We start from the raw sequence: 22847 nt of genomic DNA on the forward strand, positions 1-22847 counted from the left end.
AACTTGGCTGGATACCTCCATCCTGTCGCGCACAATCCACGAGGTGATTGATGCGCGCCAACTCGTCTGAACCACAAGAGACCGTCACAGCGGAACAACCGATCGCTCCCGGCCGTTTGCGCTGGCTGGATCTGTTGAGCAAATACCGTCAGCCCATCGGGCTGGCCGTGACCTTGCTGCTGTTCGCTATCGCCCTGATCGCCTGTCGGCATCTGCTGCTGGAGCTGGACCTTTACGCGCTCCATGATTCGATTCTGGAAGTGCCCAGGCCCGCCCTGCTCGGTGCGTTCGGCGCGGCCGTCGCCGGCTTTATCATTCTGCTGGGCTATGAGTTTTCCGGCGCACGCTATGCCGGGGTGAAGCTGCCTGCCAAGACCCTGGCCCTCGGCGGCTTCACCGCCTTTGCCATCGGCAACGCAATTGGCCTGTCGATGCTCTCCGGCGGATCGGTGCGTTACCGTTTATATGCACGCCACGGCGTGGGCGCCTCGGAAGTCGCGCACATGACCGTGTTCGCCAGCCTTGCCTTGGGCTGCGCCCTGCCGCCGCTGGCCGCGCTGGCCACCTTGAGTAACCTGCCGGCGGCTTCGACCTACCTGCATTTGCCGCAAAGCCTGCTCGGCGGCGTGGCCGGGGCCGTGCTGCTGTTGTCGGCCGCGCTGTGCATCGGCATCTACCGCCGTCGCCTGCCGGAACAGCCTTACCCGGACAACCTGCTGGTCAGGGCCGGACGCCGCACCCTGCGCCTGCCGGGTCGTCGCCTGACCTTCCTGCAGTTGATCATCACCGCGCTCGACGTGGCCGCTGCCGCCACCGTCCTCTACCTGTTGCTGCCGGAAGCGCCGCCCTTCGGCCCATTCCTGCTGGTGTACCTGCTGGCCCTGGCCGCCGGCGTACTCAGCCATGTACCGGGCGGGGTTGGGGTGTTCGAGGCGATCCTGCTGGCAGCGTTTGCCGACAAACTGGGCGCCGCACCCTTGGCCGCCGCGCTGCTGCTGTACCGCATGATCTACGTGGTGCTGCCGCTGCTGATCGCCTGTGTGTTCCTGCTGGTCAACGAAGCCCAGCGTCTGTTCCAGACCCAGCAGAGTCTGCGGGTTGCTTCAGGGCTGGCGGCGCCAGTGTTGGCCGTACTGGTTTTTTTGTCCGGCGTGGTCCTGCTGTTCTCTGGCGCCACGCCCGAAATCGACTCACGCCTGGAAAACATCGGCTTCCTGATTCCCCACCGCCTGATTGACGCCTCGCACTTTGGTGCCAGCCTGATCGGCGTGCTCTGCCTGTTGCTGGCCCAGGGTCTGCGTCGACGCTTGTCGGCTGCCTGGATGCTGACCATGGTGCTGCTGCTGACGGGCGCCCTGCTCTCGCTGCTCAAGGGATTCGACTGGGAAGAAGCCAGCCTGATGACCATGACGGCGGTGCTGCTGGCGATCTTCCGCCGCTCGTTCTACCGTGCCAGCCGCCTCACCGAATTGCCGTTCTCGCCGCTTTACCTGGTGGCCAGCGTGTGCGTACTGGGCGCGTCGATCTGGCTGCTGCTGTTTGCCTATCAGGATGTGCCTTACAGCCATCAGCTGTGGTGGCAATTCACCCTCGATGCCAACGCGCCGCGCGGCCTGCGCTCGCTGCTGGGCGCCGCGGTGCTGCTGGTGATCGTTTCGCTGACCTGGCTGCTGCGCACCGCCCGCCCGATCATTCACTTGCCGACCCCGGACGAACTGGAGCGCGCCACCCGCATCCTGATGGCCTCATCGCAACCCGACGGCGGCCTGGCACTGACCGGCGACAAGGCCCTGCTGTTCCACCCCAACGACGAAGCCTTCCTCATGTACGCCCGTCGCGGGCGCAGCCTGGTGGCCTTGTACGACCCCATCGGGCCGACCCAGCCGCGCGCCGAAATGATCTGGCAGTTCCGCGACCTGTGCGATATCCACCACGCGCGGCCGGTGTTCTATCAGGTGCGCGCTGAAAACCTGCCGTACTACATGGACATCGGCCTCACCGCGATCAAGCTGGGCGAAGAAGCCCGGGTCGACCTCAAACGCTTTGACCTGGAAGCCAAGGGCAAAGAGATGAAGGACCTGCGCTACACCTGGAACCGCGGCACCCGGGACGGCTTGTCCCTGGAGATTTTCGAACCGGGCCAGGCACCGATGGACGAGCTCAAGGTCATCTCCGATGCCTGGCTGACCGGCAAGAATGTGCGCGAAAAGGGGTTTTCCCTGGGACGCTTCAGCGACGACTACCTCAAGCACTTTCGCATCGCGATCATTCGCTTCGAAGGGCGCCCGGTGGCCTTCGCCAATTTGCTCGAGACCTACAACCACGACCTGGCCAGCCTCGACCTGATGCGTGCGCACCCCGACGCGCCGAAACTGACCATGGAATTCATGATGGTCGGCCTGATCCAGCATTATAAGAACCACGGCTACGCCCGCTTCAGCCTGGGCATGGTGCCGTTGTCGGGCCTGCAACCGCGCCGTGGCGCGCCGCTGACCCAGCGCCTGGGTTCGATGGTGTTCCGCCGTGGCGAGCAACTGTATAACTTCCAAGGTTTGCGCCGCTTCAAAGACAAATTCCAGCCTGACTGGGAACCTCGTTATATGGCCGTGCCCGCCGGACTTGATCCGCTGGTGGCACTGGCCGACACCGCCGCCCTGATCGCGGGCGGCTTGACTGGATTGGTGAAACGCTGATGATTCGACGTTCCTGGCGGTATGTATTGGCCATCGTGGTGTTGCTCGCCCTGATCGCAGGCGGCGGCTTCTGGTACTGGACCCGCCCCGCCCCGCAGCCGGTGCTGGAGCAGATGCCCCAGGCCGACGGCACGGTGATGACCCTTGTGACCCCCGCTGCCGCCGCCAAAGCCCGCGTGGCCGTGGCCGTGCCAGCCGATCAGACCCTGACCGACAGTCAGTTGATCGCCCTGAGCCAGGGCGGCAAGGCGCAGATTGTCCAGGTGATCCTGCCCAAGGACGATTGCAAGCTGCAGGAACAGGCGCTGCAAAACGCCCTGGGCCAGCTCAAGGGCCCCGCGACCCTGGTCAGCGGCATCGGCCCTGGCGCCGCCCTCGCCTGGCGCTGGCTGGCCACGCAGAACGACGACAAGGCCAACGCCATCTCCGTCGGCTTCGCCCTGGTGCAGGAAGGCTGCAAGGATCCGCTGCCGAAAACCGCCGCCCATGGCAACTGGCTGGTGGCGTGGAACGATAACCCTGACGATGAAAGCGCCAGCTTCGTACGCGATACACCGCGCGCCACCACCAGCATCAGCGATTACGACATCCATTACCCGCAAGTGCTGAACAACGAGCTGCGCAAGCAACTGGTGGGTTCAGACAACGGCGGCCTGGCCATCCCGGTGGTCGAAGTGCCCGCCGGTCAAGCCAAGGACACCGTGACGCTGTTTCTCTCCGGTGACGGCGGCTGGCGCGACCTGGACCGCGACGTGGCCGGTGAAATGGCCAAGATCGGCTACCCCGTTGTGGGCATCGATACCCTGCGCTACTACTGGCAGCACAAGAGCCCGGAACAAAGCGCCAAGGACCTCACCGAGCTGATGCAGCACTACCGGCAGAAATGGGGCACCAAGCGCTTCGTGCTGACGGGTTATTCGTTCGGCGCCGACGTACTGCCGGCGATCTACAACCGCCTGCCGGAAAATGAACAGCAACGCGTCGATGCAATCATCCTGCTCGCATTCGCCCGCACCGGCAGCTTTGAAATCGAAGTGGAAGGTTGGCTGGGCAACGCCGGCAAAGAGGCCGCCACCGGCCCGGAAATGGCCAAGCTGCCAGCGGAGAAAGTGGTGTGCATCTATGGCGCCGAAGAAGTCGACGAGAGCGGCTGCACCGACAAGACGGCGGTGGGTGAGGCGTTGAAATTACCGGGCGGGCATCACTTCGATGAAAACTACCCGGCGCTGGCCAAGCGGCTGGTGGAGATCATCGTCAAGCACCAGGCCAAAGCCGAGTAATGACGCAAAACCCAATGTAGAAGAGGGTTTATGTGGGAGGGGGCTTGCCCCCTCCCACATTTGTTTGCGGTCAGCCTGAAATTTATCGCGGTTCGATGTGGGCAATCATCAACTGCACGGTTTCATTGCCACGAAACTCGTTCACATCCAGCTTGTAGGCCAACTCCACCCAACGCACCGTCGGGTTTGGCCAGACTTCACGGTCCACCCCAAACGCAATGCCGTCGAGCTTCACCGAACCGCATTCGCTCTTGAGCACCACTTTCAGGTGCCGCTCGCCCACCACACGCTGCTCCACCAGCTGGAACACACCATGGAACACCGGCTCGGGAAAGTGCTGCCCCCACGGTCCGGCATGACGCAACGCGCGGGCCAGTTCCAGGTGAAACTCTTCAACGGCCAGGGTGCCGTCGGTCAGCAGGCGACCGGTGAGGTCTTCTTCGCGCAGTTGCCGACGCACTTCGGCATCGAACGCCTGGGCAAACAACGGAAAATTCGCCTCGGGCAATGTCAGCCCCGCCGCCATGGCGTGGCCGCCGTATTTGGCGATCAGGTTGGGATGCTGGCTGGCAACCACGGCCAGCGCGTCACGGATATGAAAGCCCTGTACCGAACGCCCCGAGCCCTTGAGCAGGCCATCGCCCGCATCGGCGAACGCAATGGTGGGGCGAAAATAGCGTTCCTTCATGCGCGAGGCGAGGATGCCGATCACACCCTGGTGCCACTCCGGATCGAACAGGCACAAACCGTAGGGCATCGACTCCACCGGCAGGTCCTTGAGCTGGGCCAGGGCCTCGCGCTGCATGCCTTGCTCGATGGACTTGCGGTCCTGGTTCATGCCGTCCAGCTGCGCGGCCATTTCCCGGGCGGCAGCCATATCGGTGGTGAGCAGGCATTCAATGCCCAGGCTCATGTCGTCCAGGCGGCCGGCAGCGTTGAGCCGTGGGCCGAGGATAAACCCCAGGTCGGTGGAGGTGATGCGCGCCGCGTCGCGCTTGGCCACTTCCAGGATCGCCTTGATCCCCGGCCGGGCGCGACCGGCGCGAATGCGTTCCAGGCCCTGATGCACCAGGATGCGGTTGTTGGCATCCAGCGGCACCACGTCGGCGACGCTGCCCAGGGCCACCAGGTCGAGCAGATCACCGATGTTTGGCTGCGGCTTGTCCGTATACCAACCCAGGTCGCGCAAGCGTGCACGCAGGGCCATCAGCACATAGAAGATCACGCCGACGCCCGCCAGGGCCTTGCTGGGGAATTCACAGCCGGGCTGGTTCGGGTTGACGATTGCGTCCGCCGCCGGCAGTTCATCACCCGGCAAGTGGTGGTCGGTGACCAGCACCTTGAGCCCGGCCGCCTTGGCCGCCGCCACGCCTTCGACGCTGGAAATGCCGTTGTCCACGGTGATCAGCAACTGCGGCTCACGCTGCAGCGCCACGGCGACGATTTCCGGGGTCAGGCCGTAGCCATACTCGAAACGGTTGGGCACCAGGTAATCCACATGGGCCGCGCCGAGCAAGCGCAGGCCCAGGGTGCCTACGGTGCTGGCAGTGGCGCCATCGGCATCGAAGTCACCGACGATCAGGATGCGCTGGCGCTGCTCCAGGGCGACCACCAGCAAGTCCACCGCCGCGTCGATGCCCTTGAGCCGCTGATAGGGAATCAACTGCTTGAGGCTTTTATCCAGCTCGACCTCGGAGCGCACCCCGCGCGCAGCGTAAAGGCGGGTCAACAGCGGTGGCAGATCACCGAGAAACGGCAGGACAGCGGGCAACGGACGGGGATCGATACGCATGGGACGGGATGGGATCTCTAGGGGGGGATTTTAGTTTCAAGCTTGCGGCTGCAACTCTTCAACCGCGCTCGCCAACCAGCCACTGCAATTGCACTTCATGCTGGCCACGGTCGTCGGTGACAAAAAGGGTGCCTTCACTGATCATCACGTCCCACTTGATCACCCGTGGCATGTCCTTGGCCAACACCTCGAGGATTTCCTGGGGCACGGCGGCGATGTGCACGTTCTTCAGGTTATTGGCCACCGGGACCACCTTGCCTTCCCACACCCGCAGGCTGCCATAGGCCAGCAGGCTGGTGCGTTCGGTGCGGCGCGAGCACCAGGTCAGGCGGTCGGCATCCGGCTGGCCGACTTCGATCCAGTGCAACACTCGGTCATCCAGGCTTTTTTCCCACAGGGCTGGCTCGTCAACATCCGACAGGCCGCGCCCGAACGCCAGTTGCTCGTTGTACCAGAGGGCGTAGGCCAGCAGGCGCACGGTCATGCGCTCTTCGGTTTCCGAAGGGTGGCGGGCGATGGTCTGTTTGACGCTCTCGTACACCGAACGATCAAGGTCGGTGAGGTTGAGTTCGAATTTGTAGGTCGTGGACGGCTGGGCCATGAACGGGCTTCTAGAGACAGGGAAAGGCGGTCAGTCTAACCGATGAAGCGCTCATTCAACGAATTCTGCGCTGCATCATCCTTATCCCTGAATGGCGCGCCTATGTTAAAAGCATCACATCCCCTCCCCGCCCAGCGCAGACAAGGATCACCATGTCGTTTAATGCCAAGCCGCTTGCCGGCCTCAAAGTCATCGAACTCGGCACCCTCATCGCCGGCCCGTTTGCTTCGCGTATCTGCGCCGAGTTCGGCGCCGAGGTGATCAAGGTCGAGTCACCGGACGGCGGCGACCCGCTGCGTAAATGGCGCAAGCTGTATGAAGGCACTTCGCTGTGGTGGTTCGTGCAGGCGCGCAACAAGAAGTCACTGACGCTGAACCTAAAACACCCCGATGGTCTGGCGATTCTCAAGCAACTGCTGGCAGACGCCGACATCCTGATCGAAAACTTCCGCCCCGGCGTGCTGGAAAAGCTCGGCCTGGGCTGGGACACCCTGCATGCATTGAACCCGAAACTGGTGATGGTTCGCCTCTCGGGCTTTGGCCAGACCGGGCCGATGAAAGACCAGCCAGGGTTCGGCGCGGTGGGCGAATCCATGGGCGGGCTGCGCTACATCACCGGCTTCGAGGACCGCCCGCCGGTGCGCACGGGCATCTCCATCGGCGATTCGATTGCCGCACTGTGGGCGGTGATCGGCGCATTGATGGCGCTGCGTCATCGTGAGGTCAATGGAGGGTTGGGCCAGGTGGTGGATGTGGCGCTGTATGAAGCCATCTTCGCCATGATGGAAAGCATGATCCCGGAGTTCGACGTGTTCGGGTTTATCCGCGAGCGCACCGGCAACATCATGCCCGGTATAACACCGTCCTCGATCCACACCAGCGCCGACGGCAAGCACGTGCAGATCGGCGCCAACGGTGACGCGATTTTCAAGCGTTTCATGTCAGCCATCGGCCGTGAAGACTTGGCGAACGATCCGCAACTGGCCAGCAATGACGGGCGAGACAGCCGTCGCGACGAGCTGTACGGCGTGATTGATCGTTGGGTCAACTCCCTGCCACTGGAGCAGGTAGTAGAGCAGTTGAACAAGGCCGACGTGCCCGCCAGCCGAATCTACAGTGCCGAAGACATGCTAGGCGATCCGCAGTTTCTCGCGCGGGAGATGTTCCTCAAGGCCCAATTGCCGGGCGGCAAGGACTTCAAGATGCCGGGCATCGTGCCCAAGCTTTCGGACACGCCAGGCAGCTGCGAATGGGTCGGACCGCAATTGGGCGAGCACAATGGTGTATTGCTGACCGAGCTGGGTTATGACGCGGCGGCGATTGTTCGCCTGCGTGAACAGGGCGCGATCTGACGCCGTGACAAATCGCGGGCAAAAAGAAACCCCGAAGCGTGGGGAGACACTTCAGGGTTAAACGTGGCCTTACAATGACCAGTACAACAAGCCACAAACACCGGAGCACAATGTTTGCTCTTGCTGTTACAAAATCTGACCGAGCATGCTGTGGGAAGTTTCCATCAATAAACAATTCTTCATGCCAGCGCCGCGCCACGTGTCTGGGCCGCGTTGCGCAGCGCCGCGATGACCGAGGGTTCCAGGCGCCCTTCGGCAATCTTGATGTCGCGCAGCAGGCAATCCACCACATCCACCAGCAAACGTTTATCCATCAATTGCACCTGGTCGACTTCACGCTCGACCACGATGGCGCCGGCAGGATTCTTCACGGTCACCAGGCTCTCGCCCTGCACACCAGAGGTGGTCAGCGTAACCTGATAAGGGCTCAGTGCTTCGTCGAGCAATAGGCTGATACTTTCCATCTCGATCACCACTCAATAGTTCGGGAACAATCGTCTTAACGGGTGCTGCATCTATCCTAAGTGACTGGTCCTGACGTAGGAAAGTTCGCTTTTTCGTCTTTCAACGGTTGCAGGGGGATGACGACACCAGCATGCGCTCGCAACATGACAAGTAAAAAACGGCGGCACATAACTGCTTACGCAATGGGCTGCTGTTTTGGGGTTTGCCGGGCGTTGAGGCTGGAGGTGAATCCTATACTCGGTGAGCGCTGCACGACTGAGCGCATGTCAAAAGGCCCTGATTGCGAAGGATGATTACGATGGTGGAAAACAAAGAGGAGCAGGCAACAATGGAGAGGATGCATGCCGATGTAAGGCGTATCTACGCCGAGATATCACGCATGCAGGCAGAGCGAGACAAGCTCAAGTCCGAGTCAATGAAGATAACCTGTGAAACGTTCTGGTACCCCATGGGGGTGGCGATGGCCGTAGTGGCAACCATCGCTTCAATCACCGGAGTGGCAATCAAACTGCTTATGTAATCAGGACGCTACCGGGCCTGCCACACACCAAAACGCCGCTGCCCCAGGGATGGGAAAGCGGCGTTTCGATTTTCGCGGAATGCCTTACAAAGGCTTGCCTCGATTGCCATGCTGGCTGACAAACGCCTGCACCGCCTTCAGGTCATTGGCCAGCACTGTGCAGCGCTCTTCACGCTCAAACAGGTCGGCCATGTGCTTGGGCAACTCCAGCGCCTTGCCAACGCCGGCCTTCTCCACCGCTTCCGGGAATTTGACCGGGTGCGCGGTGCCGAGGATCACCATCGGAATATCCAGGCTGCGACGGCATTCGCGCGCTGCCTTTACGCCGATGGCAGTGTGCGGGTCGAGCAGTTCACCGGTCCGGGCATAGACTTCAGCGATGGTTTCGCAGGTTTGCGCGTCGTCCACGGCCAGGGAATCGAACAGCTTGCGGGTTTCGGTCCAGCGCTCCTGCTCGACGCTGAAACCGCCACCGCTCTTGAAGTTGCTCATCAGGTCGGCAATGGCGGCACCGTTACGACCGTGCATATCGAACAGCAGGCGCTCGAAGTTCGACGAGACCATGATGTCCATCGACGGCGACAGCGTGGCGTGCAGGGTTTCCTTCACGTACCCGTTGCCGCTCATGAAGCGGTGCAGGATGTCGTTGCGGTTGGTGGCCACGATCAACTGATTGATCGGCAGGCCCATGTTGCGCGCCAGGTAGCCGGCGAAAATGTCGCCGAAGTTGCCGGTCGGCACCGAGAACGACACCGAACGCGCCGGCCCGCCCAACTGCAGCGAGGCATGGAAATAGTAGACGATCTGGGCCATGATCCGCGCCCAGTTGATCGAGTTCACCGCCACCAGACGCGTACCTTTGAGGAAACTCTGGTCAGCAAAGCTGTTCTTGACCATTTCCTGGCAGTCATCGAAGTTGCCTTCGATGGCGATGTTGTGGATGTTCTCGCCAAAAATCGTGGTCATCTGCCGACGCTGCACTTCCGACACACGCTGGTGCGGGTGCAGGATGAAAATGTCGACGTTCTCGCAGTGCTTGCAGCCTTCGATGGCCGCTGAACCGGTGTCACCGGAGGTGGCGCCCATGATCACCACGCGCTCGCCGCGCTTTGCCAGCACGTAATCGAGCAGACGACCCAACAGTTGCAGGGCGAAGTCCTTGAACGCCAGGGTCGGACCGTGGAACAGCTCAAGCACCCACTCGTTGCCGTCCAATTGGCGCAACGGTGCGATGGCACTGTGGGAAAACACGCCGTAGGTTTCTTCCAGGATCTTCTTGAAGTCCGCATCCGGGATGCTGCCGGTGACGAACGGGCGCATCACCCGGAACGCCAGCTCGTGGTATGGCAGACCCACCCACGAAGCGATTTCTTCCTGGGTGAAACGTGGCAGGTTTTCCGGCACGTACAGGCCGCCGTCGGTGGCGAGGCCTGTCAGTAAAACGTCTTCGAAGTTCAGGGCCGGTGCCTGGCCGCGGGTGCTGATATAACGCATGACTGGCTCCTCTACAACATTCTCGAACAGAGGCCGCCGTGCTCACGGGGCCCCTGGAACAGATCGGTTAATTCAAGTGTTCGACACGAATCCGTACCACCGGCCCCACCACGCCTTGCAGGGCTTCCATGGCGGCGATGGCTTCGTTGATATGCCGTTCGAGCACACGGTGGGTCAGCAGGATCATCGGCACCTGGCCGTTCTGCTCCTCGACTTCCTTCTGCATGATCGACTCGATGTTGATCCCGCGCTCCGACAGGATGCTGGCCACCTGGGCCAACACGCCCGGATGATCCTGGGCCTGGATACGCAGGTAGTAGGCACTTTCGCACGCCTCGATCGGCAGGATCGGATGGGCCGACAGCGAGTCCGGCTGGAAGGCCAGATGCGGCACGCGGTTTTCCGGGTCGCTGGTCATGGCGCGAACCACATCCACCAGGTCGGCGATCACCGACGAAGCGGTCGGCTCCATGCCGGCACCGGCGCCGTAGAACAGGGTGGAGCCAGCGGCGTCGCCATTGACCATCACGGCGTTCATCACGCCGTTGACGTTGGCGATCAGGCGATCAGCCGGGATCAGCGTCGGGTGTACACGCAACTCGATACCTGCCGGAGTGCTGCGCGCCACGCCAAGGTGCTTGATGCGGTAGCCCAGGGCTTCGGCGTAATTCACGTCGGCGGTGGTCAGTTGGGTGATGCCTTCGGTGTAGGCCTTGTCGAACTGCAGCGGGATACCAAAGGCGATGGAGGCCAGAATGGTCAGCTTGTGGGCAGCGTCGATGCCTTCCACGTCAAAGGTCGGGTCGGCTTCGGCGTAACCCAGGGCCTGGGCTTCGGCGAGCACGTCTTCAAAGGTACGGCCCTTCTCGCGCATCTCGGTAAGGATGAAGTTACCGGTGCCATTGATGATGCCCGCCACCCAGTTGATGCGGTTGGCGGACAGGCCTTCACGGATGGCCTTGATCACCGGAATGCCACCGGCCACGGCGGCTTCGAACGCTACGATCACGCCCTTCTCGCGCGCCCTGGCGAAGATTTCGTTGCCGTGTACGGCAATCAGCGCCTTGTTGGCGGTGACCACGTGCTTGCCATGTTCGATGGCTTTGAGCACCAGCTCGCGGGCCACGGTGTAGCCGCCCACCAGCTCGATGACGATATCGATTTCAGGGTTGCTGGCAACGGCGAAGACATCGTTGGTCATCGCAATACCGGTCGTTTGGAACTGAGGCTTTGGCGAACGCGTGGCAATCTGCGCCACTTCAATCCCGCGACCTGCACGGCGGGAAATTTCCTCAGCATTGCGCTGAAGTACGTTGAAGGTACCGCCACCGACGGTCCCTAACCCACAGATGCCTACTTTGACCGGTTTCACTGAAGAACTCCCCATGAAACGGCCGACGCTAGGTCGGCCGTGGAAAACAGCCGCACAACTGCGGCTTTCAATTAGTGGCCCGCAGGTTTGGCGGCGAGCCCTGATCGTCGAAGAGTCGACGATGCTGGTTTATTTGGCATTCAACGCCAGTTTGGCAACTTGTGGTGCCGGCTGATAGCCCGGAATCACCTGGCCGTCAGCCAAAACGATGGCCGGTGTGCCGTTGACGCCGATGGACTGGCCCAGGGCAAACTGTTTGGAAACCGGGTTGGCGCATTTGGCGGCCTTGATTTCCTTGCCATCGACCATCTTGTCCATGGCGGCTTTCTTGTCAGCCGAGCACCATACCGCCTGCAACTGCTCGTCACCGGGCGAACCCAGGCCCTGACGCGGGAAAGCGACGTAACGCACTTCCACACCCAGCTTGTTCAGCGCCGGTACTTCGGCGTGCAGCTTGTGGCAGTACGGGCAGGTGGTATCGGTGAACACGGTGATGTGGGTCTTGGTCTCGCCGATCGCCGGGTACACCACGGTCTCAGCCACCGGAATGCCGTTGATCAACCTGGACACGCCCAGGCGTTCGGCTTTCTCGGTCAGGTTGACCGGCTTGCCGTCCTTGAGCTGGAACAGGTAGCCCTGGACGACGTACTGGCCGTCGGCACTGGCGTACAGCACGCGACTGCCCTTGAGCTTGACTTCATACAGGCCGGCCATGGGGCTGGCGCCGATGCTTTCGATGGGTGTGTCGAGCTGCAGGTTGGCCAGGCTCTTGCGGATGGCCTGCTCGGCGGCGTCATCGGCGAAGGCAACGCTGGAAACCAACGCAATGGCTGCGGCGGCAATAATCTGGATCAAGCGCATGGAAACTCCTGAGGGGCAGATGCAGGGACGGTGCAGTTACGCCGATTGGAACTCGGGGGTGGACCGTCGCCTTTGCTAACCGGCAAAGCCTACCACAGTTGGGCCGCAGGGCAGCCCGTGGCGGCATAAATTGGGCGTTTTCAGCCCCTCGGGTGGTGCCTGGCATGCATATCCTGCAAGCGTGCCCGGGCAACGTGGGTGTAGATCTGGGTGGTGGACAAGTCGCTATGGCCGAGCAGCATTTGCACCACCCTTAAATCGGCGCCGTGATTGAGCAAGTGGGTAGCAAAAGCATGGCGCAAGGTGTGCGGCGACAGGGCCTTGCCGATCCCGGCAACTTTGGCCTGATGCTTGATCCGGTGCCAGAAGGTCTGTCGCGTCATCTGCTCACCGCGCTGGCTGGGGAACAGCACATCGCTGGGACGCCCGCCGAGCAGTTCATGGCGCGCATCGCGCATGTAGCGCTCCACCCACACAATGGCCTCCTCGCCCATGGGCACCAGCCGCTCCTTGCTGCCCTTGCCCATCACCCGCAGCACGCCCTGACGCAGGTTGACCTGCTCCAGGGTCAGGCTGATCAGCTCGGTCACCCGCAGGCCGCACGCGTAGAGCACCTCCAGCATGGCCCGGTCACGCTGACCGATGGCTTCGCTCAGGTCGGGGGCGGCGAGCAAGGCGTCGACGTCGGCCTCCGACAGCGACTTGGGCAATGGCCTGCCCAGTTGTGGCATGTCGATCTGCAGGGTCGGGTCGACGGCGATGAGCTTTTCCCGCAGCAAATAACGGTAAAAGCCGCGCACGCCCGAGAGGAATCGTGCGGTGGAACGCGGCTTGTAGTTCTGCTCCAGGCGCCAGGCCAGGTGGTCGAGGATCAGCTCGCGGCCGGCGTTGATCAGTTCGAGGTGCTTTTCCTGCAGCCAGCCGTTGAACAAGGCCAGGTCGCTGCGGTAGGCCTGGCGAGTGTTGTCCGACAGGCCTTTTTCCAGCCAGAGGGCGTCGAGGAAGCGGTCGATCAGAGGGTGGTCGATGGCGGGCATGGGGGCTCGGGCGGGTGGCGGTGGTGTCGGGTAGATCCTATCGCAGGCAAGCCAGCGCCCACACTTGAATATGTTTACACATCAACCTGTGGGCGCTGGCTTGCCTGCGATAGCTGCGACTCGGTTTCGGGCCAGTCAACAAATCCCAGGCACAAAAAAGCAGCCCGAAGGCTGCTTCTTTCTGCATCGGAAGCTGGACTTAAGCCAGTTTTTCCTTGATGCGAGCTGCTTTACCGGACAGGTCACGCAGGTAGTACAGCTTGGCTTTACGTACGTCACCGCGACGCTTGACGGCCATGCTGTCGATTTGCGGGCTGTAGGTCTGGAAAGTACGCTCTACGCCAACACCGTTGGAGATTTTACGAACAGTGAAAGCACTGTTCACACCACGGTTACGCTTGGCGATTACCACGCCTTCGAACGCTTGCAGACGCGAACGGTCGCCTTCCTTCACTTTCACCTGAACGACAATGGTGTCGCCCGGGGCAAAGGTAGGGATCTCTTTGGTCATCTGCTCTGCTTCGAGTGCAAGGATGATTTTGTTAGTCATGCTGTGCTCCTAAGGTAAGTCAATGGACCTACCATCGATACGTTTAACTATCGTCCCGCGCGAGGATGTATTCCTCGAGCAGCTTCTTCTCTTCTCCAGAAAGCGAGCGGCTATCCAGAAGATCGGCGCGTCGTTCATAGGTCCGACCAAGGGACTGCTGTAAACGCCAACGCCGGATGTGTGCGTGATTGCCACTTAGCAACACGTCGGGAACACGCTGATCCGCATACACCTCCGGGCGGGTGTAGTGCGGGCAATCCAGCAAACCATCCGTGAAGGAATCTTCCTCCGCGGAGTCCGCATGCCCTAAAGCTCCAGGCAGCAGCCGTGTCACCGCATCTATCAGGACCATCGCCGGCAGCTCACCGCCAGACAGGACATAGTCCCCAATCGACCACTCTTCATCGACATGAGCGTCAATAAAACGCTCGTCAATGCCTTCATAGCGACCGGCAATCAGGATCAATGCTTCCTCATTCGCCAGTTCGCGGACCCCAGCCTGTTTCAGCTGACGGCCTTGAGGGGACAGGTAAATTACCTTCGCCTTCTCCCCGGCAGCTGCCCTGGCCTGAACCAGTGCGTCTTCCAGGGGCTTGATCTTCATCACCATGCCCGGGCCACCGCCAAATGGGCGGTCGTCCACAGTGTGATGCCGATCCGTCGTGTAGTCTCGCGGGTTCCAACAGGTGAGCTGCAACAGCCCCTGTTTCACCGCCCGACTGGTGATGCCGTACTCGCTGATGGCGGAAAACATCTCGGGAAACAAACTGATCACTTCAATGCGCAAATTAGCCACGCCTAGAAGTCCGCGTCCCATTCCACCTTCATCTCGCCTGCGGCCAGGTCGACGGCCAACACGCAGTGCCCGGTATAGGGCAACAGCCGTTCGCGATCATCCAGGCTGCCAGCGCAAGGCTTGACCACCATTACATCATTGGCGCCGGTTTCCAGAAGATGATCGATTTTCCCGAGCAATTGCCCCAGTTGATCAATAACCTTCAGACCTTCCAGCTGGTACCAGTAGTACTCGCCGTCGGTCAATTCAGGGAACAGGTTGCGCGGCACACATATCTCATAACCGGCCAGAAGACGAGCTTCCTCACGATCATCAAGACCCTTGAGCTTTGCGACCAGGAACTTGTCGCTCCCGCGTCCACTGACCAGCTCGACCTGTTTCACACTACCTTCGCGCTTGAGCGTCCAGGTCTTGTACTGCAACAGGTTTTCAGTCGGATCAGTAAAGGAATACACCTTCACTTCGCCGCGAACGCCATGAACAGAGTAAATCTTGCCGATAACGATCAAATCATCAGCAACAGTTGGCGTCGCGTTCATATTGCTCAGGCTGCGGCCTTAGCCGAGTCCTTCAACAACTTTGCAACGCGCTCGGATGGCTGTGCACCCACGCTCAGCCAGTAGGCTACGCGCTCCTGGTTCACGGACAGACGAACTTCTTGACCACGAGCGATCGGGTTGAAGAAACCAACCTGTTCCTTGTGCGAACCGTCGCGCGGGTTGCGGCTGTCGGTTACGGTCAAGTGGTAAAACGGGCGCTTTTTGGAGCCGCCAAGGGCAAGACGGATTGTTAGCATGTGAACATCGTTCCTGTAGTCGGTGCTGCAAATCTAAATGCACAGCGGGCATAGGTGCCCGAAAGGCCGCATATTCTAAGGAATATCCGGACTTTTGCAAATGTCTTTTTCCGGCGCCTACCCGCGTGCCATTCAGATCTGCTATAGAGCCGTCGTTAAAAACGGCGAGTCAGCCCCCGCCAACGGCGGGTTTGCTGGAGATCCCACATCCCTGTGGGTCGGAGCGCACGCTGTGCCTGCGCTCGAATACTTTACATTTTCGGCATGCCGCCGCCGGGCAACATACCGCCCATGCCGCGCATCATCTTGGCCATTCCGCCCTTGGCGGAGAATTTCTTCATCATCTTCTGCATCTGCTTGTGCTGCTTGATCAAGCGACCAATGTCCTGCACCTGGGTGCCGGAACCCATGGCGATCCGGCGCTTGCGCGAACCGCTGATCAGCTCGGGGTCGCGGCGCTCGGCCGGGGTCATGGAATTGATGATGGCTTCCATCTGCTTGAACTGCTTCTCTGCCGCGCCCTGGGCATTGCCCATCTGCGCCAGGTTCACACCACCGATGTTCGGCAGCTTGTCCATCAGGCCGCCGAGGCCGCCCATGTTCTTCATCTGCTGCAACTGATCACGGAAGTCTTCGAGATCGAAGCCCTTGCCCTTTTTCAGCTTCTTGGCCAGCTTGTCGGCCTTGTCCTTGTCGAGGGTGGCTTCGGCCTGTTCGATCAGACTGAGCACGTCACCCATGCCGAGGATGCGCGAAGCGATACGCTCAGGGTGGAACGGCTCGAGCGCTTCGCTCTTCTCGCCCATACCGATGAACTTGATCGGCTTGCCAGTGATGGCACGCACCGACAGCGCGGCACCGCCACGGGCGTCGCCGTCAACCTTGGTGAGGATCACACCGGTCAGCGGCAGCGCATCACCAAAGGCCTTGGCGGTGTTGGCCGCATCCTGACCGGTCATGGCGTCGACCACGAACAACGTCTCGACCGGGTTGATCGCAGCATGCAGCGCCTTGATCTCGCCCATCATCTCTTCGTCGATGTGCAGGCGACCGGCGGTGTCGACGATGACCACGTCGATGAACTTGAGCTTTGCTTCTTTGATGGCCGCGTTGGCAATGTCGACCGGCTTCTGGCTCAGGTCCGACGGGAAGAAGGTCACGCCCACTTCGCCCGCGAGCATTTCCAGCTGTTTGATGGCGGCCGGACGGTACACGTCAGCCGACACCACCATCACCGACTTCTTCTTGCGCTCTTTAAGGAAGCGCGCCAATTTGCCGGCCGTGGTGGTTTTACCCGCGCCCTGCAGACCGGCCATCAGCACAACGGCTGGCGGCACAGCGCTGAGGTTCAGGTCTTCGTTGGCGGCGCCCATCAGGCTTTCGAGTTCGGCCTGAACGATTTTCACGAACGCCTGGCCCGGGGTCAGGCTGCGCGACACCTCAGTGCCGACCGCACGCTCCTTGACCGAGTTGACGAAATCCTTCACCACCGGCAAGGCGACGTCGGCTTCCAGCAACGCCATGCGCACTTCGCGCAGGGTGTCTTTAATATTGTCCTCGGTCAGCTTGGCCTTGCCGGTAACGTGGCGCAGCGTCTGCGAGAGACGGTCAGTCAGGTTTTCAAACATGCGCGATCCTTTCAGGCCCCATTCATCGAAATGCTTTGGTAGACCGAGGTAATGACGGCCCAGGCTGTGGTAAATCGCTATTAAAAACAGCGCTCGGCGAGCCTGCGGCGTGGGCAGGTCGCGGATTATAGCGAAGACTGCGCCCATGCACACCCGCTGTCTGGACCGGGAGTCTTTCGTGCAACGTCTGTGTATGCCAAACTCAGCGCCTTTCGGGCTTTCCTTCCAGGATTTATGCTTCCCTTGTCACCCAGTTTGCTACCCAGCCTCGCCGCCGCCATTCTGTATGCCGCTGCGACCCTCTACCAGGGCACCCGCCTGGCCAAATGCGTCAAGGCCGACAAACGCCTGCTGGCAGGCCTTGGCGGTCTCGCCCTGGTGGCGCACGTCGCCAGCCTCCTTACCCACCTGATGACGCCGATCGGCCTGGGTCTGGATTTCTTCAGCGCCGCCAGCCTGATCGCGGCGGCCGTGATCGGCCTGACGCTGATCGCCTGCACGCGCATCCCAGTGGAAAACCTGCTGGTGCTGCTGTTCCCGCTGGGCATGCTCACGGTGCTGCTCGCACAGTTTGCCCCCACCGGCACGGTGCAGGTGATCGATGAGGAGCCGGGCATCCTGTCGCATATCCTGCTGTCGATCCTGGCCTACGGCATGTTCACCATCGCGGTGTTCCAGGCCCTGCTCCTGCTGTTGCAGGACCACCAGCTCAAACACAAGCACCCTTCGGGCCTGATCAGGAACTTTCCGCCGCTGCAGACCATGGAAAGCCTGTTGTTCGGATTCCTGTGGGCCGGCTGGACGCTGCTGTCGCTGTCGCTGATTTCCGGCTGGCTGTTCGTCGAGAACCTGTTTGCCCAGCACCTGGTGCACAAGACCCTGCTGGCGTGCCTGGCCTGGGTGGTGTTCAGCGTGCTGCTGTGGGGCCGCAACCGCCTCGGCTGGCGCGGGCACAAGGCAATCCGCTGGACCCTGGCCGGTTTCTGCCTGCTGATGCTGGCCTATTTCGGCAGCAAGCTGGTTCGCGAATACATCCTGCATATCTGACGGGCGGCACACATGGACAACTTGCCCCTGGGGCCGATGCTCGCGGTAACCGCCCTGCTGGTGTTATGGGCGGCGCTGTTTACCGCTATCGAAGCCGCCCAGCACCACCTGCTGGCGCTACGCCCCGGCACCCGCCAGGGTGACAAGGCGGCCGCGCGCCTGAACTTCCCGCGCAACAGCCTGATCCTGTGCAACACGTTGTGCCGGGCCATGGTGGTGATTCTCTGCACCCTGCTGGCGATTTATGCGTGGGCGCAAAACGGCCCCTGGCTGGGCTGGGCGATCTCCAGCGCCGTGCTGCTGGTGCTGGCCGACTACCTGCCCCGCGCCCTGGCCATCCGCCACCCTCAGGCGGTGCTGGGATTTGGCAATGCGCTGCTGGGCGTGCCGTTGAAACTCGTCTACCCACTGGCCTGGCTGCTCAATGGCCTGGGCCTGTCGCTGCTGCGCCCGTTTGCGCGCAAACCCGGCGTGGTGAAACACAGTGATGACCCGCTGCCCGAGCATGACGACGAACCGCAAGCCGATTCCGATGAAGACCGCACGCCCGGCATGCCCGGCATCCATGCCCTGGACAACATCACGGTCAATGACATCCTGGTGCCGCGCAGTGAAGTGGATGGCATCAATCTGGATGATTCGATCGATGAAATCATCGAGCAACTGCGCAACAACGAGCGCACTCGCCTGCCGGTGTTTCACAGCGACATCAACCAGGTTGAAGCCGTGCTCAATACCCGCCAGATCCAGCACCTGCTGCCCGATGCCAGCCTGAGCAAGGACGCGCTGCTGGCAGCCTGCCACGAACCGTACTTCGTCCCGGAAAGCACGCCACTGCAACTGCAACTGCTGAACTTCCACAAGCAGCAGCGGCGCCTGGGCATGGTGGTGGATGAGTACGGCGAAGTGATGGGCATCGTTACCCTGGAAGATATCCTCGAAGAAATCGTCGGCGAGTTCGAAAGCGAGCAGAGTACGGACAACCCGCATATCGAGGCCCAGACTGACGGCCGTTACATCATTGACGGCGCCGCCTCGATCCGCGACCTGAACAAGAGCCTGACCTGGCACCTGCCCAGCGACGGCCCCAAGACCCTCAACGGCCTGGTGACCGAAGCACTGGAGACCATTCCGGATTGCGCGGTGTGCCTGAAAATCGGCCGGTATCGCCTGGAAATCCTCGAGACCGAGGACAACCGGGTCAGCAAGGTGCTGATTTGGCACACCAGCCGCGTGCCCGTCGCCGTCTGACAGAGTTGCGGTGGCTACTGCACCCCTGTTGTTCCTATAATCCCCGCGAGCCCCGCCCACCCAGCCCCATGGGTGTTCGACCAATAACAATGACCGCCAGGGATACCTCATGACCACCACGTATAACGAGGCAGCGCCTGCCGCCCCGAGCAATTCGACCGCACGGGTTGCCACCGCAAGCATCGTCGGCACCGCCATCGAGTTCTACGACTTCTATATCTACGCCACCGCCGCCGCGCTGGTGATCGGTCCGGTGTTCTTCCCGCAGACTTCCGGCACCGCGCAGATGCTCGCGTCGTTCCTGACCTTCGGCATCGCCTTTATCGCCCGCCCATTGGGCTCGGCGCTGTTCGGCCACTTCGGTGACCGCATTGGCCGCAAGTCCACGCTGGTCGCGTCGCTGCTGCTGATGGGCGTATGCACCACGCTGATCGGCTTGCTGCCCGGTTACGACAGCATCGGTGCCTGGGCGCCGATTCTGCTCTGCGTGCTGCGCTTCGGCCAGGGCCTGGGCCTGGGCGGGGAATGGGGCGGCGCGGCGTTGCTGGCCACTGAGAACGCACCCAAAGGCAAGCGCGCCTGGTTTGGCATGTTCCCGCAACTGGGTCCGTCAATCGGCTTCCTGGCGGCCAACGGTCTGTTCCTGATTCTGGCGATGAGCCTGAACGACGAGCAGTTCCGCAGTTGGGGCTGGCGTATTCCATTCATCCTCAGCGCGGTGCTGGTGATGGTCGGCCTGTACGCCCGCCTGAAGCTGCATGAAACGCCGGTGTTCGCCAATGCCGTCGCCAACCAGGCACCGGTGAAAGTGCCCCTGGTGGAGCTGTTCAGCCAACACTGGCTGCCGGTGCTGCTGGGCGCTGCGTCGATGGTGGTGTGCTACGCGCTGTTCTATATCACCACGGCGTTTTCCCTGAGCTACGGGGTGTCGACGCTGGGCTACAGCCGCGAAACCTTCCTCGGCCTGCTGTGCTTTGCGGTGCTGTTCATGGGGCTGGCGACACCGCTGGCCGCGCTGGCCAGTGATCGCTACGGGCGCAAGCCGGTGCTGATCGTCGGCGCGATCCTGACGATGCTGTCGGGCTTCACCATGGAACCGCTGCTGACCCAGGGTTCGACCTGGGGGGTGGCCTTGTTTCTGGCCCTGGAGCTGTTCCTGATGGGGGTGACGTTCGCCCCGATGGGCGCGCTGCTGCCGGAGCTGTTCCCGACGCGCGTGCGTTATACCGGCGCTTCGGCTGCGTATAACCTGGGTGGCATCGTGGGGGCTTCAGCGGCACCGTTCTTCGCGACCAAGCTGGTGGCGATGGGCGGGCTGAGTTATGTGGGCGGGTATGTGTCGGCGGCGGCGTTGATCAGCTTGATTGCGGTGCTGTGCCTGAAAGAGACGCGGGATAATGATCTGAACAAGGTGGCCTGATAGACCGCTATCGGGAGCAAGCCCCCTCCCACATTTGATCGGGTTCACAGGGTTGGATGTGTGAATACATTCAAATGTGGGAGGAGGCTTGCTCCCGATGCTTTTAGAGCTCTACAACAACAGCCTGAGCAGCACGGGTGGCTTTGGCCCGAGCCGCTTCAATCGACTCATCCCGCGCCAACGCCACACCCATGCGGCGCTGACCATTCACCTCCGGTTTGCCAAACAACCGCAACGCCGTGTCCGGCTCGCTCAACGCGGCACCGAGGTTGGCAAATGCGGTCTGCGTCGACTGCCCTTCCACCAGAATCACCGCCGACGCCGACGGGCCGAACTGACGAATCAATGGAATCGGCAGGCCCAGAATGGCGCGCGCGTGCAGGGCAAACTGCGAGAGGTCCTGGGAAATCAGGGTCACCAGGCCAGTGTCATGGGGACGCGGCGACACTTCGCTGAACCACACCTGATCGCCCTTGATGAACAACTCCACACCAAACAGACCGCGACCGCCCAAGGCGTCAGTCACTGCTTTGGCGACGCGCTCGGATTCGGCCAGGGCCACCGGGCTCATGGCTTGTGGCTGCCAGGATTCCTGATAGTCGCCCTTCTCCTGACGATGACCGACCGGCGCGCAGAACGTGGTACCGCCGATGTGGCGCACGGTCAGCAGGGTGATTTCGTAGTCGAAGTCGATAAAGCCCTCGATGATCACGCGGCCTTTGCCGGCACGTCCGCCTTCCTGGGCGTAATCCCAGGCTTTCTGCACATCGTCAACGCTGCGCAGCAGGCTCTGCCCCTTGCCCGACGAACTCATCACCGGCTTGACCACGCACGGAAAACCGAGGTCCTGCACGGCCTGGCTGTAGGCTTCGAAGGTGTCGGCGAAGTGATACGGCGAGGTCGGCAGGTCCAGCTCTTCGGCGGCCAGGCGACGGATGCCTTCACGGTTCATGGTCAGCGAAGTGGCACGCGCGGTCGGGATCACGGTGAAGCCTTCGGCTTCCAGCTCAACCAGGGTGGCGGTGGCGATGGCTTCGATTTCCGGCACGATAAAGTGCGGTTTTTCCGCCTTGATCACCGCACGCAGGGCGGCGCCATCGAGCATGTTGATCACATGGCTGCGATGCGCCACCTGCATGGCCGGCGCGTTGGCGTAGCGATCCACGGCAATCACTTCAACGCCCAGGCGTTGCAGCTCGATCACCACTTCCTTGCCCAGCTCACCGCAGCCACACAGCATTACGCGGGTCGCGGTCGGCGACAATGGAGTTCCGATTCGGGTCATCTCAGGTCCTCAGGGGAGCGGATCATGGGGAGAAAGGCCGGCATTTTACATGAACTGTAAAAATTGGCCTCAGTTGGCGACAGCCCGTTTACGCATGCGCCAGGCCATCACCAGCCACACCACCGTGACGCCGGCGAACTTCGACAGCAGCGCCGTGCCTGCCACGGCCGGGGTCAGCGCGCCGATCAGGCCGAAGAAGATAAAGGTATCCAGCGGAATGCTCAGCGCCGAGCTGATCCACAGGCGGTCATGCAGTGGCCGTTTGGTGATGCTGAACACCAGCCAGTCGATGCATTCGGACACCGCGAACGCCGTGGCGCTGGCCAGGGCGATGGACGGGTCGGAGGTGATGTAGGACAGCACCAGCGCGGCCAGCATGGCAATGATCGCACCGTGGCCGAAGCGGGTTTGCACCATGTCGCGCAGGATGAACACCAGCCCGCCCCAGGCGGACCAGATGACATCCAGGTGCGGGGCGGTGGAGAAGGCGAAGTTGATCAGCACGACGCTGCTGATGTAGGCGATCAGGAAGAGCATGGGGTAGAGCCTGTGGGTCATTAAGTTGTCAGAGAAGGCCGCATCGGGAGCAAGCCCCCTCCCACATTTG

The 22847-nt window shown here is 61.6% G+C and carries 21 protein-coding genes; 7 read left to right on the forward strand and 14 right to left on the reverse strand.

All coding sequences use genetic code 11. The features are described 5' to 3' along the window. The first annotated feature begins 50 nt into the window (after positions 1-50). Both mprF and TU79_RS06430 read left to right on the forward strand, forming a co-directional pair. On the forward strand, positions 51-2693 hold the full coding sequence (gene mprF / locus TU79_RS06425; protein WP_057007228.1) for a bifunctional lysylphosphatidylglycerol flippase/synthetase MprF: 2643 nt from the start codon (positions 51-53) through the stop codon (positions 2691-2693). Next, on the forward strand, positions 2693-3973 hold the full coding sequence (locus tag TU79_RS06430) for a virulence factor family protein (RefSeq protein WP_057007229.1): 1281 nt from the start codon (positions 2693-2695) through the stop codon (positions 3971-3973). Before mprF ends, TU79_RS06430 begins: the two co-directional genes overlap by 1 nt. A gap of 82 nt (positions 3974-4055) precedes the next feature. Here TU79_RS06430 and recJ read toward each other — a convergent pair whose 3' ends face one another. Next, entirely contained in the window at positions 4056-5765 is a 1710-nt protein-coding gene (gene recJ / locus TU79_RS06435; RefSeq protein WP_057007230.1) for a single-stranded-DNA-specific exonuclease RecJ, read from the reverse strand. A gap of 58 nt (positions 5766-5823) precedes the next feature. Further along, the gene (locus TU79_RS06440) at positions 5824-6366 is read right to left on the reverse strand and encodes a YaeQ family protein (protein WP_057007231.1); all 543 of its coding nucleotides are present in this window, start codon (positions 6364-6366) and stop codon (positions 5824-5826) included. Positions 6367-6518: 152 nt separating this feature from the next. On the opposite strand from TU79_RS06440, the gene TU79_RS06445 reads away from it, so the two are divergent. Beyond that, the gene (locus TU79_RS06445) at positions 6519-7718 is read left to right on the forward strand and encodes a CaiB/BaiF CoA transferase family protein (protein ID WP_057007232.1); all 1200 of its coding nucleotides are present in this window, start codon (positions 6519-6521) and stop codon (positions 7716-7718) included. Positions 7719-7897: 179 nt separating this feature from the next. Here TU79_RS06445 and TU79_RS06450 read toward each other — a convergent pair whose 3' ends face one another. Continuing rightward, entirely contained in the window at positions 7898-8182 is a 285-nt protein-coding gene (locus tag TU79_RS06450; protein WP_057007233.1) for a DUF3509 domain-containing protein, read from the reverse strand. Between the two features lie 299 nt (positions 8183-8481). On the opposite strand from TU79_RS06450, the gene TU79_RS06455 reads away from it, so the two are divergent. Then, positions 8482-8703, forward strand: a complete 222-nt coding sequence (locus TU79_RS06455) for a hypothetical protein (RefSeq protein ID WP_057007234.1) — start codon at positions 8482-8484, stop codon at positions 8701-8703. A gap of 84 nt (positions 8704-8787) precedes the next feature. Here the strand turns inward: TU79_RS06455 and thrC are convergent, their stop codons facing one another. From thrC to ffh, 9 genes are all read right to left on the reverse strand, one after another. Then, entirely contained in the window at positions 8788-10197 is a 1410-nt protein-coding gene (thrC, locus tag TU79_RS06460) for a threonine synthase (protein ID WP_057007235.1), read from the reverse strand. 67 nt (positions 10198-10264) lie between these two features. Continuing rightward, complete coding sequence (locus TU79_RS06465) at positions 10265-11569, reverse strand: homoserine dehydrogenase (RefSeq protein WP_057007236.1); 1305 nt, start codon at positions 11567-11569, stop codon at positions 10265-10267. Positions 11570-11698: 129 nt separating this feature from the next. Further along, complete coding sequence (locus tag TU79_RS06470) at positions 11699-12430, reverse strand: thioredoxin fold domain-containing protein (RefSeq protein ID WP_057007237.1); 732 nt, start codon at positions 12428-12430, stop codon at positions 11699-11701. A 140-nt stretch (positions 12431-12570) separates the two neighbouring features. Beyond that, on the reverse strand, positions 12571-13467 hold the full coding sequence (gene xerD / locus TU79_RS06475; protein WP_057007238.1) for a site-specific tyrosine recombinase XerD: 897 nt from the start codon (positions 13465-13467) through the stop codon (positions 12571-12573). Positions 13468-13666: 199 nt separating this feature from the next. Beyond that, entirely contained in the window at positions 13667-14017 is a 351-nt protein-coding gene (rplS, locus tag TU79_RS06480) for a 50S ribosomal protein L19 (protein WP_003175895.1), read from the reverse strand. 43 nt (positions 14018-14060) lie between these two features. Continuing rightward, positions 14061-14834: a tRNA (guanosine(37)-N1)-methyltransferase TrmD gene (trmD, locus tag TU79_RS06485; protein ID WP_173670260.1), complete on the reverse strand. Its 774-nt coding sequence runs from the start codon at positions 14832-14834 to the stop codon at positions 14061-14063. Further along, the gene (gene rimM / locus TU79_RS06490; protein WP_057007239.1) at positions 14816-15352 is read right to left on the reverse strand and encodes a ribosome maturation factor RimM; all 537 of its coding nucleotides are present in this window, start codon (positions 15350-15352) and stop codon (positions 14816-14818) included. Before rimM ends, trmD begins: the two co-directional genes overlap by 19 nt. Positions 15353-15357: 5 nt before the next feature. Beyond that, positions 15358-15609, reverse strand: coding sequence for a 30S ribosomal protein S16 (gene rpsP, locus TU79_RS06495; RefSeq protein WP_003238923.1), 252 nt, complete (start codon positions 15607-15609; stop codon positions 15358-15360). A 251-nt stretch (positions 15610-15860) separates the two neighbouring features. Continuing rightward, complete coding sequence (ffh, locus tag TU79_RS06500) at positions 15861-17237, reverse strand: signal recognition particle protein (protein WP_003193965.1); 1377 nt, start codon at positions 17235-17237, stop codon at positions 15861-15863. A 234-nt stretch (positions 17238-17471) separates the two neighbouring features. Between ffh and TU79_RS06505 the strand changes: the two genes are divergently transcribed. From TU79_RS06505 to TU79_RS06515, 3 genes are all read left to right on the forward strand, one after another. Further along, positions 17472-18284: a cytochrome C assembly family protein gene (locus TU79_RS06505; protein ID WP_057007240.1), complete on the forward strand. Its 813-nt coding sequence runs from the start codon at positions 17472-17474 to the stop codon at positions 18282-18284. Between the two features lie 12 nt (positions 18285-18296). Next, positions 18297-19535, forward strand: coding sequence for a transporter associated domain-containing protein (locus tag TU79_RS06510; protein ID WP_057007241.1), 1239 nt, complete (start codon positions 18297-18299; stop codon positions 19533-19535). Between the two features lie 109 nt (positions 19536-19644). Next, positions 19645-20955 carry an MFS transporter gene (locus TU79_RS06515; RefSeq protein ID WP_057007242.1) on the forward strand — a complete coding sequence of 437 codons (1311 nt, stop codon included), beginning with the start codon at positions 19645-19647 and terminating at the stop codon, positions 20953-20955. Positions 20956-21058: 103 nt separating this feature from the next. Here TU79_RS06515 and purT read toward each other — a convergent pair whose 3' ends face one another. Together purT and TU79_RS06525 are read right to left on the reverse strand one after the other, a co-directional pair. Then, positions 21059-22240 (reverse strand): formate-dependent phosphoribosylglycinamide formyltransferase, encoded by a 1182-nt coding sequence (gene purT, locus TU79_RS06520; protein WP_057007243.1) that lies wholly within the window; start codon positions 22238-22240, stop codon positions 21059-21061. Between the two features lie 69 nt (positions 22241-22309). Further along, complete coding sequence (locus TU79_RS06525; RefSeq protein ID WP_057007244.1) at positions 22310-22777, reverse strand: VUT family protein; 468 nt, start codon at positions 22775-22777, stop codon at positions 22310-22312. Positions 22778-22847 lie beyond the last annotated feature (70 nt).

The sequence above is a fragment of the Pseudomonas trivialis genome (genome assembly GCF_001439805.1).
Taxonomy (GTDB): Bacteria; Pseudomonadota; Gammaproteobacteria; order Pseudomonadales; family Pseudomonadaceae; genus Aquipseudomonas; species Aquipseudomonas trivialis.

What these genes read in the sequence shown, in the direction of transcription:
- TU79_RS06430 (WP_057007229.1), top strand. Translation starts at nt 2,693, where the DNA reads ATGATTCGACGTTCCTGGCGGTATGTATTGGCCATCGTGGTGTTGCTC.
- trmD (WP_173670260.1), bottom strand. Translation starts at nt 14,834, where the DNA reads ATGGGACGCGGACTTCTAGGCGTGGCTAATTTGCGCATTGAAGTGATC.
- ffh (WP_003193965.1), bottom strand. Translation starts at nt 17,237, where the DNA reads ATGTTTGAAAACCTGACTGACCGTCTCTCGCAGACGCTGCGCCACGTT.
- TU79_RS06525 (WP_057007244.1), bottom strand. Translation starts at nt 22,777, where the DNA reads ATGCTCTTCCTGATCGCCTACATCAGCAGCGTCGTGCTGATCAACTTC.
- rimM (WP_057007239.1), bottom strand. Translation starts at nt 15,352, where the DNA reads ATGAACGCGACGCCAACTGTTGCTGATGATTTGATCGTTATCGGCAAG.
- TU79_RS06510 (WP_057007241.1), top strand. Translation starts at nt 18,297, where the DNA reads ATGGACAACTTGCCCCTGGGGCCGATGCTCGCGGTAACCGCCCTGCTG.
- TU79_RS06455 (WP_057007234.1), top strand. Translation starts at nt 8,482, where the DNA reads ATGGTGGAAAACAAAGAGGAGCAGGCAACAATGGAGAGGATGCATGCC.
- TU79_RS06505 (WP_057007240.1), top strand. Translation starts at nt 17,472, where the DNA reads ATGCTTCCCTTGTCACCCAGTTTGCTACCCAGCCTCGCCGCCGCCATT.
- TU79_RS06445 (WP_057007232.1), top strand. Translation starts at nt 6,519, where the DNA reads ATGTCGTTTAATGCCAAGCCGCTTGCCGGCCTCAAAGTCATCGAACTC.
- mprF (WP_057007228.1), top strand. Translation starts at nt 51, where the DNA reads ATGCGCGCCAACTCGTCTGAACCACAAGAGACCGTCACAGCGGAACAA.
- recJ (WP_057007230.1), bottom strand. Translation starts at nt 5,765, where the DNA reads ATGCGTATCGATCCCCGTCCGTTGCCCGCTGTCCTGCCGTTTCTCGGT.
- xerD (WP_057007238.1), bottom strand. Translation starts at nt 13,467, where the DNA reads ATGCCCGCCATCGACCACCCTCTGATCGACCGCTTCCTCGACGCCCTC.
- TU79_RS06470 (WP_057007237.1), bottom strand. Translation starts at nt 12,430, where the DNA reads ATGCGCTTGATCCAGATTATTGCCGCCGCAGCCATTGCGTTGGTTTCC.
- TU79_RS06450 (WP_057007233.1), bottom strand. Translation starts at nt 8,182, where the DNA reads ATGGAAAGTATCAGCCTATTGCTCGACGAAGCACTGAGCCCTTATCAG.
- rpsP (WP_003238923.1), bottom strand. Translation starts at nt 15,609, where the DNA reads ATGCTAACAATCCGTCTTGCCCTTGGCGGCTCCAAAAAGCGCCCGTTT.
- TU79_RS06440 (WP_057007231.1), bottom strand. Translation starts at nt 6,366, where the DNA reads ATGGCCCAGCCGTCCACGACCTACAAATTCGAACTCAACCTCACCGAC.
- thrC (WP_057007235.1), bottom strand. Translation starts at nt 10,197, where the DNA reads ATGCGTTATATCAGCACCCGCGGCCAGGCACCGGCCCTGAACTTCGAA.
- TU79_RS06515 (WP_057007242.1), top strand. Translation starts at nt 19,645, where the DNA reads ATGACCACCACGTATAACGAGGCAGCGCCTGCCGCCCCGAGCAATTCG.
- rplS (WP_003175895.1), bottom strand. Translation starts at nt 14,017, where the DNA reads ATGACTAACAAAATCATCCTTGCACTCGAAGCAGAGCAGATGACCAAA.
- purT (WP_057007243.1), bottom strand. Translation starts at nt 22,240, where the DNA reads ATGACCCGAATCGGAACTCCATTGTCGCCGACCGCGACCCGCGTAATG.